14 protein-coding genes are annotated in these 12469 nt (G+C 70.0%); 6 read left to right on the top strand and 8 right to left on the bottom strand.

Annotated elements, in window-relative coordinates; all coding sequences use genetic code 11:
• Window positions 1–193: 193 nt before the first annotated feature.
• Window positions 194–469: a hypothetical protein gene (locus ACTIGN_RS33745; RefSeq protein WP_439632291.1), complete on the top strand. Its 276-nt coding sequence runs from the start codon at window positions 194–196 to the stop codon at window positions 467–469.
• A 142-nt stretch (window positions 470–611) separates the two neighbouring features.
• On the opposite strand, the gene ACTIGN_RS33740 is transcribed toward ACTIGN_RS33745, so the two are convergent.
• From ACTIGN_RS33740 to ACTIGN_RS33720, 5 genes are all read right to left on the bottom strand, one after another.
• Window positions 612–959 carry a P-II family nitrogen regulator gene (locus tag ACTIGN_RS33740; protein WP_144947422.1) on the bottom strand — a complete coding sequence of 116 codons (348 nt, stop codon included), beginning with the start codon at window positions 957–959 and terminating at the stop codon, window positions 612–614.
• A 115-nt stretch (window positions 960–1074) separates the two neighbouring features.
• On the bottom strand, window positions 1075–2748 hold the full coding sequence (locus tag ACTIGN_RS33735) for a formylmethanofuran dehydrogenase subunit A (protein WP_439632289.1): 1674 nt from the start codon (window positions 2746–2748) through the stop codon (window positions 1075–1077).
• A 318-nt stretch (window positions 2749–3066) separates the two neighbouring features.
• A complete protein-coding gene (locus ACTIGN_RS33730) occupies window positions 3067–4302 on the bottom strand; it encodes a hypothetical protein (protein ID WP_439632287.1) in 1236 nt (411 codons plus the stop codon).
• Window positions 4303–4372: 70 nt separating this feature from the next.
• Complete coding sequence (locus tag ACTIGN_RS33725; protein WP_439632285.1) at window positions 4373–4885, bottom strand: hypothetical protein; 513 nt, start codon at window positions 4883–4885, stop codon at window positions 4373–4375.
• A 74-nt stretch (window positions 4886–4959) separates the two neighbouring features.
• Window positions 4960–5817 carry a polysaccharide biosynthesis/export family protein gene (locus tag ACTIGN_RS33720; protein ID WP_439632283.1) on the bottom strand — a complete coding sequence of 286 codons (858 nt, stop codon included), beginning with the start codon at window positions 5815–5817 and terminating at the stop codon, window positions 4960–4962.
• Between the two features lie 262 nt (window positions 5818–6079).
• Here ACTIGN_RS33720 and ACTIGN_RS33715 point away from each other — a divergent pair, with 262 nt between their 5' ends.
• From ACTIGN_RS33715 to ACTIGN_RS33700, 4 genes are all read left to right on the top strand, one after another.
• Window positions 6080–6583: a CAP domain-containing protein gene (locus ACTIGN_RS33715; protein WP_439632281.1), complete on the top strand. Its 504-nt coding sequence runs from the start codon at window positions 6080–6082 to the stop codon at window positions 6581–6583.
• 9 nt (window positions 6584–6592) lie between these two features.
• The gene (locus ACTIGN_RS33710) at window positions 6593–7273 is read left to right on the top strand and encodes an SDR family oxidoreductase (protein WP_439632279.1); all 681 of its coding nucleotides are present in this window, start codon (window positions 6593–6595) and stop codon (window positions 7271–7273) included.
• Between the two features lie 174 nt (window positions 7274–7447).
• A complete protein-coding gene (locus tag ACTIGN_RS33705; RefSeq protein ID WP_439632277.1) occupies window positions 7448–8272 on the top strand; it encodes a DUF1559 family PulG-like putative transporter in 825 nt (274 codons plus the stop codon).
• Complete coding sequence (locus tag ACTIGN_RS33700; protein ID WP_439632275.1) at window positions 8269–8943, top strand: DUF2306 domain-containing protein; 675 nt, start codon at window positions 8269–8271, stop codon at window positions 8941–8943. The genes ACTIGN_RS33705 and ACTIGN_RS33700 overlap by 4 nt, the downstream gene beginning before the upstream one ends.
• Before the next feature lie 58 nt (window positions 8944–9001).
• On the opposite strand, the gene ACTIGN_RS33695 is transcribed toward ACTIGN_RS33700, so the two are convergent.
• Together ACTIGN_RS33695 and ACTIGN_RS33690 are read right to left on the bottom strand one after the other, a co-directional pair.
• Window positions 9002–10282, bottom strand: a complete 1281-nt coding sequence (locus tag ACTIGN_RS33695) for a metallophosphoesterase (protein ID WP_439632273.1) — start codon at window positions 10280–10282, stop codon at window positions 9002–9004.
• Window positions 10283–10405: 123 nt separating this feature from the next.
• Window positions 10406–11509 carry a Gfo/Idh/MocA family protein gene (locus ACTIGN_RS33690; RefSeq protein ID WP_439632271.1) on the bottom strand — a complete coding sequence of 368 codons (1104 nt, stop codon included), beginning with the start codon at window positions 11507–11509 and terminating at the stop codon, window positions 10406–10408.
• 140 nt (window positions 11510–11649) lie between these two features.
• On the opposite strand from ACTIGN_RS33690, the gene ACTIGN_RS33685 reads away from it, so the two are divergent.
• Window positions 11650–11994 carry a hypothetical protein gene (locus ACTIGN_RS33685; RefSeq protein WP_439632269.1) on the top strand — a complete coding sequence of 115 codons (345 nt, stop codon included), beginning with the start codon at window positions 11650–11652 and terminating at the stop codon, window positions 11992–11994.
• Window positions 11995–12000: 6 nt separating this feature from the next.
• Here the strand turns inward: ACTIGN_RS33685 and ACTIGN_RS33680 are convergent, their stop codons facing one another.
• The gene (locus ACTIGN_RS33680; protein WP_439632267.1) at window positions 12001–12414 is read right to left on the bottom strand and encodes a response regulator transcription factor; all 414 of its coding nucleotides are present in this window, start codon (window positions 12412–12414) and stop codon (window positions 12001–12003) included.
• Window positions 12415–12469 lie beyond the last annotated feature (55 nt).

Raw genomic sequence — 12469 nt, 5'->3', positions numbered from 1 at the left:
ATTCTTGCCTGCCTCCGGACGCGACTGGAGGCAGGCAAGAATGCCTGCCCCACCATATCGAAACGAATCCATGCGATTCGGTATAAGACCCCGGGCGAGGTGACCCGTGTGCCACCGCGAACCTCGCCCGGCCAACCAGTCGATTCGATCACACGTTCCCGAGCGCTGCCGCATCCCATTTCGAGACTCGCCAGTGGCTATCGAAATCGAAGGCCAACGATACGAGATCGTCATCGGCACTGATGTGTCCCGGCCGTCTGCTCGGAACGGAGCGTTTCTGGAGATGCGGGCGCTTGATCGGCCGCACGAAGGAATCATCCTGATCGCGTTCCGCTCGAACGCGAGCGGTAAGATTACAATTAGCGCGTACCGTCAGGATATCCCTCTTGAGATACTGGACCGCTTCCTCCGTATTGCCGCAGAAGAGTTGTCCACCACGCACTGGCCGCTTTGGGTGGATGAAACCTGAGTTGATCAACACAAATTGCGGCAGCGCGCTTGGGACCTTGGGATAAAACCCAAGTCGGGCCGGCTGTGCCGGCCGAAACCACATCGACCGCAACGGTTTCGGCCGGCACAGCCGGCCCTACAAACAGGCTTCGCGCCCGCGTTCAGATCGCCTCGGGGCCGCGCTCGCCGGTGCGGATGCGGATGCAGTCCTCGAGCGGCAGGATGAAGATCTTGCCGTCGCCGATGTGGCCCTCGGGGCCGGTGCGGGCGGCCTCGATGATCGTGTTCACCGTCGGCTCGACGAAGTCCTCGTTCACCGCGATCTGCAACTGCACCTTCCGCAGCATGTTCACCGTCAGCTCGTGCCCGCGGTACACCTCGGTGTGCCCCTTCTGGCGGCCGAACCCGAGCACGTCCACGATCGTGAGGCGGAACACCTCGACCTTGTTCAGCGCTTCTTTGACCGCGTCGAGCTTGTTCGGCTGGATGATGGCGAGGATCAGTTTCATGAGAAGTCCGAAGCGATGGAACGCGGAGCACGCGGGTTCCAACGCGGATGAGTGACAGGATCGGAGAGTCGGACCGAGTACCGTCCGATCCTCTTCATCGCGTCTTTCGTCCGCGTCACCCGCGTGCGATTGCTTCCTCGCATGATACCACCGTTTCGCCGTGCGTCAGGTACTCCGAGCCGACCGCGTAGTTGTCGAAAGCGAGCGAGTACGCCCCCTCGAACCAGTCGCGGATGTGCGGGACCGCGCCGGCGTCGAACGCGGGGCGCGTCACCAGCGCCGGGCCGTACGGCGCGAGCCGGATCTCGCCCTTCTCGACGACGAGCTTGCCGGCCTTGAACACGAACCGCGGCAGCTCGAACATCGCCCGCATGTCGTCGCCCGGCGTGTAGACGGTGACGTCGGCGTCGGCGCCGATGCCGAGGTGCCCCTTGTGCGGCAGGCCGAGCATCCGCGCCGGACCGGCGCGCGTAACAATCGCGATTTCCTGGAGCGTGTACTCGCGGTCCAACTCCGGGAGCGTGCAGACGTCCTTGAGCTTCGCCGGGAGCCGCTTCAGCACCTCGCGGCGGTAGTCGCGGCTCATGAGCAGCGCGCAGATTTCCGGGTACGCGAGGAACGAGCCGCCGTTCGGGTGGTCGGTGCTCATGGCCACCTTCCACGGGTCGCGCACCAGAAGATACCACTCCAGGCCGATGGCCCACTGGAGCGCGTGGACGAAGCTCTTCTCCTTGTACTCGATCGGCACGATCCCGCACCCGCCCTCGCACTCGGTGTCGCCGTTGAACCACTTGCGGCCGGTGACGCGGTGCAGGAAGTGCCCGAGCGGGCCGTCGCCGGTCATCGACGTGGTGTCGCCGAACATCACCTGGCCGACGTCCACGGTCGCCCGCGGGTGCGCGTTCACCCACTCCGCAAGTTCGGGCACGCGCGAGCAGAACGTCCCCTGGTCGTCCGCCCCGCCGCCGTAGCTGTGGAACTGGATGTGCGTGAAGTGCGCCCGGTGCCCCTCGACCGCCCGCATCGTGTCGAGCGTCGTCGTCCAGTTCCCCGGCATCCCGAGCTGGTTGCAGTGGACGTGGACCGGGTGCGGGAGGTTCAGTTCGTCGGCGACGCGTGCGGCGGCGGTCACGATCTGCCGCGGCGACACGCCGAACCCGGGGACCACATCTTCGAGGCCGGTCATGCCGTTCTTGCCCTGCTTCCACACCTCGACGCCGCCGGGGTTCACCACCTTCAGCGCGTACCCGCGGGTCGCGTGCAGGAGCCACCCGCAGAACGCCCGCACGCGGTCGAACTCGCCGCGGCCGAGCTGGTCCATCACGTAGTGGTTGTTTCCGACGAGGACGAAGAACCCCTTGTCGATGACGGGGGTGTCGTGGAACTCCTCGTGCGTGTGCCGGGCCCCGAGCGGCGGGATGGCGGCGTCGAACACGGTGGTGTACCCGAGGCCGGCATAAAGATAGCCGGTGGCGAACGTGGTCGGCGTGCTGCCGAGCGTGCCCGAGCGGAGCAACTTCGTGCGCCGGAACGGGGCGTTGTCGCGGCGGTCCTCGGGGCGGAGCTTCCGGGCGACGTTGACCTTCGGCCCGGCGATGTGGGCGTGCATGTCCACGCCGCCGGGCATTACGACGAGGCCGGTGAGGTCGTGAACCCGCTCGACGACCGCGTCCGGGTCGGCCGGCGGCGCGACCACCTTGCCGGCCTCGATCCAGATGTCGCGGACCTCGCCGTCGATCCCGTTCGCGGGGTCGTGAACCGTGCCGTTCGCGAGCTTGATGAGCGCCATGCTGAGAACTGCGGGGTGGTTGAGTGCCGGTCGCCGGGTCGGTCCGCGCGCCGGGCGGCTGCCGGGCGGCTCCTTGCGTGGTTGCCCCTCACCCGCCGCTCGAGGACTCGCGGCGACCTCTCCCCGTCGGAACTGGGCGAGGTGGGGCACCCGTGCTCACGGCAGCGCCACCGAGGGGCGTGGGACCGGCGGCCCCACCTCGCCCCCGGCTGTGCGGGGGCGAGGTCGAGACGGGGCTCTGCGAGTCGCGGGTGAGGGGGTGAGCACTCGCCCGTTGTCCCGTGCGTTGAGCCGCTACCGACTGTGAGAAGTGTACGATTACCGCTTCCCGCCGGCCGGGTTCCAGTCCACCGTGGTCGGGGCGGGCACGGTGGGCGTGGGCTGCCACCGCGGCTCGTCGGCGGTCACCGAGATCGGAAGCGGGGCCGGGGCCGGCGGTGCGACGACCGTTGCAGGAGCCGCAACGACCGGGGCCGGGGTCATGGTCCCGAGCACGGGCAGCGTGGGGATCGTCGGGATCGCGGCCAGGCTCGGCGGCTGGTCCCCGCCCCGGGGCAGCATCGGAGCGAGCGTCAGCGGCTGGGTGGTGACCACCCGCGAGCCGGCGGGCTCCGTCTCCGCCACCGGGAGCGGCGTCATCGCGACCGTCGCGGCGGGCACCGGTGTCGGACTCATGGTCGGGACCGGAACGGCCGCGCCCACCGACGGGATCGGCGTCAGCGTCGGCGGCGGCGGGACGTAGCCCTCGGGGACCGTGAGGGTCCGCGGGGCCGCCGGGCCGGCCGGCACCGCAGAGGCCCGGGGCACGACCGGCCCCGGGGCCGGTTGCGGCTGGCGGTACTGGACCGGTTGCGGGGAGTAGATGGTGCTGGGCGGGGGCGGGGGCGGGGCCGCGGGCGACACGTAGGCCGGCGGCTCGGTCCCGGTGCCGAGGCGGTACGGGTCGGTCACCTGCGTCGGGAACGCGCCCGGGGTCGCCCCGGTGATGGCGTACCAGTTGGCCGACGCCCGCGGGAACTGCCCGGTCGGCGCGTACGGGTTCGCCCCGGGGGTCACCGAGCCCCAGCCGTACCACCGGTACGCGGGCGGCCCGGCGTACACCGTCTGCCCGGTCGGGCTGGTGCCGCGGAACGGCGCGTTGGGGTTCGCCGGGTCCGGGCCGTTGGACGCGGCGGCGGCGGCGGGCGGGGCGCTGGTGAACGTGCTCTTGATCTTGTCGAGCCCGCGGGTCACGAGCGACGGTTCGTCCCGGGTCGGGGCGGTCCGGGGCGCACCCTTCTCGGGGGTGACCGTCCCGGCCGACCGCACGTTCGGGTCGAACCCCGCGGGCGGGGTCGCTGCGTGGCCCTTCCCCTGCGGGGGGCCGACCGGCGTGCTCCCCGGGAACTGCGGGAGCGGCTCGGCCGCGGCGCGGACCTGGACGCGGCCCTCCTCGGGGTCCGCGGCCCGGGGCGCGAGGAGCTTCGCCCCCCGCTGGCCCGGTCCCTGGCCCAGGGCCACGGTGACCGACAGGCCGAACCCGACAACACTGGCGATTCCGAACGTCACCCGCATGATCCGCTCCTCGTTGATCCGTCAACAGCGGCGCGGTTCCGCGCCGGGGAGTGCGATGCCGCCGCGGTCACTACCGGCCTCCCGGCCGCCTCGCGCCCAGGCCCGCGAGCCCGGACCGCGCGCCGCCCGCCTGCCCGGCCGGGCTCGGGAAGTAGCCCATGGTGTTGCTGAACACGACCGGGTGCCCGGCCGGCGGGAGGACGGCCCCGTCGAGCCCCACGGTCTCCAGCGGGTCCGGGGCGGCCGCGAGCTGCGGGAAGAACGAGGTCCGCGCCCCGCCGCCGGCCATGAACGGTGCCCCGCCCCCGCCCCCGCCCCACCCGCCGACCGTGCCGGGCCGCACGCCGTAGAAGTAGTTGACGCCCGCGTTGCCGCCCCGGAGCAGGTTCAGGTACGGGCTCAGCGGCTGGGTCGCCGGGTTGTACACGTTCGGCATCACGGTGTTCGGGTTCAGCGGGGTGCCCCCGAACGCGGGGTACTGCGGCCCCTGGGGCTGCGTCCCGGGGGACGGCTGGGCCGGGAACTGGGCACTCGCGGCCCCGACGCACACACCGGCCGCCGCAAGGGTCAGAAGGTACCGCATGATGTTGGTCCCGGGTTCGAGGTTCCGTTCCCACCGGGGCCGCCGGGTCGCGGCGGCCCCGCGTTCTCGTTCCGTTAGTTGCCGAAGCCGTTGCCGCGGCCGCTGATCGAGTTGACCGTGCTCGACCCGAGCAGAGTGATGCCGAACACCCGTTCGATCGGGGCGAAGATCCGGGTCAGGGTGCGGTCGATGGTCACGAGCTTCTGGGCCTTCACGTAGATCCGGTCGCCCGGCATGACCTGGTAGTTGGTGCAGGTCTGCCCGTGCTGCGTCAGGCCGACCCAGTCGATGGGCAGGATCTGCCACGGCTGACCCGCGTGCGGGGTGCGGCGGGCGACCCACATGTTCCGCTTGCTGCCCACGTCCGAGATCCCGCCGACGTTGCTGATCGCGTCGAGGACCGTCTCGCTCCCGGTGACCGGGAACGACACGACCTGCTCGCCGAACCCGGCCCCGTCGAAGATGACGTAGTACCGCTTACTATTGTACGCCAGCACGTCGAGGATCACGACGATGCTCTCGGGGCGGGTCTTGAGGTCGCTCAGGACCGGGTTCGCGATCACGTGGCGGCGGATCGCCTCGGCCGCCTGTTCGAGCGTCAGCCCGGACACCGCGACCCCGCCCCAGAACCCGAGGCTCACGGTCCCGTCGGGCCGCACCTGGAACGAGCCCGAGACGGGCTGCACCGGGAGCCGCTGCGTCTGCACCGACTCGACCTTGGTGACCGGGTCCGGCACCTTGGCCCGCTGGACCACCTCGATGAGGAGCTGGTCCGGGGCCTCGATCACGTACGGCGGTAGCATGATCTTGTCGAGCTCCACCGGGACCGTTCCCGGCGGGGGGACCGCGATCGGCGCAGACGCGCCCCGCGGCCCGGTCTCCCCGTGCGGGTGGTGGCACCCGGTCCCGCCCACGAGTGCGAGCAGGCACACCCCAACACCCAGCGTGCCACATCGGCGACCCACACGCATCGGAACCCCTCCCGCCGATCGAACGTCATCACTGGTGTTATCGACCCCACCGGAACCGATCGTGAAGGATTCCCCCGCACGAGGCGCGATTCCGTCAAGTGGGGCGGGCGCGCGGGGGTGCGGGGGATGGGAAAATCCCCGGCCGCCCGGGTGCCGCCTTGCCCGGCCGCGTCCACCGGAACACAATCAGACGTCTCTCCCCGAGTCGCCCTGGAGGCCGCACATGTCACGCGTCTGCTACACCCTCCTCCTGCTCGTCGGTGTCGTGGCGGTCGCCGCGGCGCAGCCGCCCAAGGCGCCTCCGAAGAAGGCCGACAAGAAGGACGAACTCGTCCTCAGCAAGGACGAGCAGGGGGTCATCGACCGGACCAATGCCGAGCGGAATAAGGCCGACCTGCCGCCGCTCAAGGCCAACCCGAAGCTCATGGCCGCCGCCCGCGGGCACGGCGATAACATGGCCAAGCAGGACAAGCTCGACCACGTCCTCGACGACAAGATGCCGGCCGACCGCGTGAAGGACGCCGGGTACACGTACGCCGCCGTCGGCGAGAACGTCGCGTGGAACCAGAAGGACCCGGCCCAGGTGCTGGAGGCCTGGATGAACTCCGAGGGCCACCGGGCCAATATCCTGAATAAGGAGTTCGAGGAGATCGGCGTCGCCGTCGCCAGGAACGCGAAGGGCGAGCGGTACTGGGTTCAGGTGTTCGGCAAGCAACTGGGCAAGTGAGGGGCCGCGATGGGAAAGGTCATCGTCGTGACCGGGGCGACGCGGGGGCTGGGCCGGGCGCTGGTCGGGCCGTTCGTCGCAGCGGGCCACACGGTTGCCGGGTGCGGCCGGAACGAGGGGCACGTCGCCGGGCTGCGACAGGAGTTCCCCGGCCGGCACCTGTTCGGGGCGGTGGACGTGGCCGACGCGAAGGCGGTGCAAGCGTGGGCGGCCGACGTCCTGTCCCGCCTCGGTCCGCCCGACCTGATCGTCAACAACGCGGCGCTCATGAACACCCCCGCCCCGCTCTGGGAGGTGGACCCCCGCGAGTTCGACGGGATGCTCGACGTGAACGTGCGGGGCGTGTTCCACGTCATCAAGGCGTTCGCGCCCGCGATGGTCGCGCGGGCGAGCGGCGTGATCGTGAACCTGTCGAGCGGGTGGGGGCGGAGCACGTCGCCGAGCGTCGCGCCCTACTGCGCCACGAAGTACGCCATCGAGGGTCTGACGCTCGCGCTCGCGCAGGACCTGCCCCGCGGCATGGCGGCCGTCCCGCTCAACCCCGGGGTCATCGACACCGACATGCTCCGGCAGGCGTGGGGCGACGGGGCGAGTAACTTCCCGAACCCCGACCAGTGGGCCGCGAAGGCCGCCCCGTTCCTGCTGAACCTCGGCCCCAGGGACAACGGCAAGCCGCTCACCGTCGGATGAGCGAGGCGGGCGTCCCGGTGGAATTGGGCGAGCGGGGGACTCACGTCCCCCGCCCGCCGAGCAAGATGCTCAAATCCAGAGGTGCACCCAGCAAGGCGACGGCAGGTAGAGCACCTCGGGGCATTCGGGTACGATGCACGGCGTCCGCCACCTTTCCCGCACCGAGGACCGACCGTGTCCCGAACCACGCGCCGCGGAGTGACCCTGACCGAAGTGCTGGTAGTCGTCGCCATATTTGCGATCCTCGTCGGGCTCACGCTGCCGGCGACCCGCCGCGTTCGAGGAGCGGCCGAGCGAGCGCGGTGCACGGGCAACCTCAAGCAACTGATCCTGGCGCTGCACAACGCGCACGACGCAAGCGACCGGCCACTCACGCCGCCGCCGGCCGCTGGCACCACACCGGCAACCCCGCCGCACTTCCCTCCCGGGTGCTTCGGGCCGGGGACCGCCCCCGAAGAGCGGTTGAGTTGGACGGTCGCGATCCTGCCCTTCATGGAGCAGGACACTCTTTACGGGCGTTTCAGCAGGGAACAGGGATACGCCGAGAACTCTTCGGCCGCCCAGACCACGATCAAGACGTTCCTGTGTCCCGTGATCCAAGGGACCGCGCAGGGCGAGGGGGTGACGCACTACGTCGCGATGTCCGGGGTCGGGCTCGACGCGGCCCACCGCCCGGCGGGTGCTGCGGGAATCGGCTTCATGGGTTACGACCGCATGACCTCGCTTCTGACGATCAGGGATGGTGCCTCGAACACCGTTGCGTTGCTGGAGACGCGTGTGGACGTCGGGCCGTGGGCACGCGGGGGCACGTCGACCGTCCGCGGGTTCGAGCCGGGGGCGGTCGCGAACCCTTCGCAGATGCCGTTCGGGGGGCACCCAAATGCGATTGGCGCGGCGATGGCGGACGGCTCGGTCCGAGCATTCCTTACACACGTCGACCCGGCTCTGCTCACCGCCGCGATCACCGTCGCGGGTGGCGAAGAGGTCAACCTCGATTGAGCACCGCGGCGCGATATCGCATCCTGACGACCGCTCTCCGCTGGCTCGCAGTGGTGCTGATCCTGCGAGTCCTCGCCACGATCCTGGCGAACTACCCCGACTACTTCCCGCCCGACTTCGAGTCACTCTTCCTGCTCGGCCGCGAGGCGACCTTCACCGGCGCGTACCGCGTGGCGTTCTACGTCCACATCGCTTCCAGCCCGCTCGTGCTGGTTTCCGGGTTGGTTCTGCTGAGCGAGACCGTCCGCAGCAGGTGCGGCAGCTTTCACCGCTACCTCGGTCGGGCGCACGTCATGGCGCTGTTGGTGCTGGTACTCCCGAGCAGCATCGTGATGGCTCGGTACGCCTTCGGAGGCTGGCCGGCGGGTGCGAGTTTCGTGTTGCTGGCGTTCGCGACCGCGGCGTGTGCGGTCGCCGGCGTCGGATGCGCCCGCGGCCGCCGGTACGACCGGCACCGGCGCTGGATGCTGCGGTCCTACGTCTTGATCTGTTCGGCGGTGGTCCTGCGCCTGATTTCGGGTGCAGCGGGGTTGATCGGCGTGGCGAGCCCCGAAGGTGCGTACATCGCCGCCGCGTGGAGCAGTTGGGTGATCCCACTGTTGGGTTACGAGGTGTTCGAGCGGTGGATGGTCCGACAGCGGACCCGGCCGCCCGTCGCGTCGCTGCGGTGAGCCCCCGGCACGTCCCGCGTCCCCTGCGAGCCCCGTGACTCGCAGGGGCAGGGCAGGGTCACTTGGTCGTCAGGTCCAGCGAGAGGTCGTTGGTGCCGTCCTTGATCGACGCCCTGAGCGGGGTCAGCGCCGCGGTCGCGTACCGCTCGGGCAGGACGTTCTTCGGCGCGGTCTTGTCGGCGGGCTTCTGCGGCCTGGTGGCCGTGACCACGTACTCGCCGGCCGGCGCGCCGTCGAACCGGGCGTAGGTCGTCACCTGGAACCGGCCCAGATCGTCGGTCCGGCCGTCGGCGATGTTGGTGTACTTCTTCGACTCCGCGTTGTACCGCGCCAGCGCCACGGTCGCGCGGGCGACCGGTTCGCCGTCGAGCTTGAGCGTGCCGCTCACCGGGAACGTCGGCTCCTTCTTGACCGGCTTGCCCTTCTCGTCCGACTCGGGCACCTTCAGGTCCGCGGGGAGGATGCCCTCCAGCAGCACGTTGGCGACCAGCGGTTTGTCCTTCTTCACCGTCACCCAGGCGACGTGGTCGAACTCGCCGTACTCCACGCCCCGCATCCGGCTCCCGCCGCCGGTCGTCGCGAGCTGGTAGTACTTCGCCCCGTTGCGGTCGAACACCTGGTACCGGTGGACGTGGCCGCAGAACACCGTGTGGTTGCGGCCCGCGAGCGCCGTCTCGACGGCCGCCCACCCGTTCTTGTCGAGGTCCGCGGCGACCCACAGCGGCTTGTGGACGAACACGAACGTCCACCGCGCGCCCTTGTTGGCCTCGGTCACCTTCGCGAGCCACGCCTGCTGCTCCTTGTCGATGGTCCCCATCTCGTCCGGCGGGGTCTCGGAGTTGAGCGCGAGGAACAGCACGTTCTTGTAGGTGAAGTGGTAGTACCGCTTGCCGTACCGCTCGCCCCACTTGGTGGCGAGCACCTTGTTCGCGAGGTCGTGGTTCCCCGGGACGTAGAAGAACGGCATCTCGAACCGCTTCACGTACCCGTCGAACTCGTCCCACTGCTCGGTGGCGACCTCCTCCTTGAGCGTGTACCCCTCGATCAGGTCGCCGACCGACATGACGAACTGCGGCTGGAGCAGGTTGACCTGCGCGACGGCCCGCGAGAACACCTTCTCGCGGTGCCCGCCGGTGCGGTCGGAGACGACCGCGAACTGGAACTGGTCGGCGTCGCTGTTGAGCTTGAGCGAGGTCCACGGGTTCTTCTCGCCGGCCTCGATCACGAGGTCACCGGTCGCCTGCGGCGCGCCCCGGTTCGGGGCCGACTCGGAGCGGGACAGGGCGATGACGCCCGCCAGCGCAGCGGCGGTGGCGAGCCCGACGGCAAAGTGTTTCATGGCGGCACTCGGTGGGGTGCGGTCGGCGGCAGCCCGACCGTGTCCAGAGCATAGCGGAGACGGGGTGCGGCAAGCAACGCGGCAGCGGCAGTTCATCGGAGTTTCACACTCCCTCGGGGCCACTCACATCATCGCCAGGGGGTGCTTGCGGTTCTTGAGCGGTAGGTCGACGGGCCGCTCGGTGCGGTGCGACTCGTACACGGCCAGCACCATCTCCAGAGCCGCACGGCCGTCGGCGAGGCTGTCGAGCGGCGGCCGGTCCTTCTCGATGGCCTCGATCAGGTCGTTGACGATGAAGATGTTCCCGTTGTCGATTCCCTTTGGGTCGAGCGTCTCGGGCTTCCCCACCCCCGCCGAGGTGATCGGCTGCCACGGGGCCTTCGGCGGACCGAACAGCCCGCCCGGGTCCTCGCACAGGAACGCCACGGGCAGGATGCCGAAGCCGACGTGGATCGTGCCCTTCGTGCCGCGGACCTCCAGCCAGTACCGCGAACCCGCCCCGGCTTTCGCGACGTGCGTGGTGAAGCGGCCGGTGGCGAGCCCGTCGAACCCGTAGGTCGCCGTGATGTGGTCCCCGAGGACCGGTCCGATCTGCTCGCCGGCCTGCTTCACGTCGCCGGCGACGGCACGGCGCCCGGCGCTCTGGATGCGAGCGAAGCACCACCGGGCGTCGCCCGCGAGGTGCCGCATCAGGTCGAACGTGTGCGTTCCGAGGACCATGAGATCCTCGCCGCCGCCGCGCCGGTCCTCCTTCCCGTGGCCGCGGAGTTCGAGCACGTCGCCGATCTTCCCCTCGCCGATCAACGCCTTGATGACCTTCACCCGCGGGCTGTACGCGGTCTGGTGCGCGACCGCGACCTTGACGTGGTGCTTCTCGCACGCGGCGACCATCTCGTCGGCCTGCTGGAGCGTCTGCGCGACCGGCTTTTCGAGGAACACGTTCGCCCCGAACTCGGCGCACGCGACGACCATGTCGCGGTGGCAGTCGGGCCAGCGGTCTGCGACGCTGACGATCTGCGGCTTCTCCTTTTCGAGCATCTGCCGGAAGTCGGCGTAGGCGGTCTTCGCGCCGAGCCGCTTCGCGGCCGCGGCGCGCCCGGCCTCGTTCTCGTCGGCCACGGCGACGACCTCGGCCCGGTCGCACTTGAGCCAGACGGTGTCGAGCGCGTGGCCGTAGCCGCCCTTGCCGGTGCGGCCGATCACGGCGACGCGGTACTTCTCGGGCACGGTCGCCTCAGGGGGAGCGGGGGGGGAGCCTACAGCCTGCCCCCGCGGGCGCGGCTTTTCAACTTGAAACTGGGAACCCGCGGATCGAAACTCCGGTGCGGGGTATGATGTGTGTACCTACCTGATGATGGGGCAACACGATGTCGGTCCACGCCATGCGGTTGATGCTCGGGGTCCTGTTCCTGCTCCTCGCGGCGGGGATCTTCCTCCGCGACTGGTTCATCCCCGGCCTCGGCGTTCGCTTCGACCCGCTCCGGCTGAACCTGGGCGGGTTCCTGGCGCTGGTGTTCGGGTGCCTGAACCTGGCGAAGTGGTACGTGTGGCGGTCGTACCGGAACGAGATGGCGACGCCGGTGCGGACGCCGCTGCAGCCGGACCCGTCGGCGGTGCGGCCCGACGTGCCGAACCCGGAGCTGGACTTCCTGGCCCAGGACCGCGACGCGAACCAGGACCGCGACGAGCCGAAGCACGAGCGGCGGTTCTGAGCCGCGCTACTCGGGGGCCTTGGGGGCCTCCGGCCCGCGGGGGGCGGGCCGCGGGGCGTTGAGCGCCCGGGTCACCGTGTCGAGGAGCTTCTCCATCGCGAACGGCTTGCGGATGTAGTCGACCACGCCGAGCCACTCGGCGTAGGCCTTGTGCCGGCTCCCCTCGTTGGCCGTAATCATGATGATCGGTGGCGCGTCGGCCTTGTCGCGGAAGTGCTCGAGGAGCGGGTACCCGCCCATCCGCGGCATCATCATGTCGAGGATGACGAGGTCGGGCTGCTGGTTGTAGATCGCCTGCTTGCCCTGGTGCCCGTCGTGCGCCTGGATCACCTTGTAGCCCTGGCGCTCCAGAACGGCCCGCACGCCCTCGACCAGTTCGCGGTCGTCGTCCACGACCAGGATCAGCTTCTGCTCAGCCATGCCCGGCACCTCTCGGTGTGATTCTCCCTCAACCATACCAACCGCCCGCCCGGGC

This window comes from Gemmata sp. (assembly GCF_051859125.1).
In the GTDB taxonomy this organism is placed as follows: domain Bacteria; phylum Planctomycetota; class Planctomycetia; order Gemmatales; family Gemmataceae; genus Gemmata.
The sequence above is the reverse complement of the archived record's forward strand: the minus strand, read 5'-3'. Positions and strand labels throughout refer to the sequence as shown.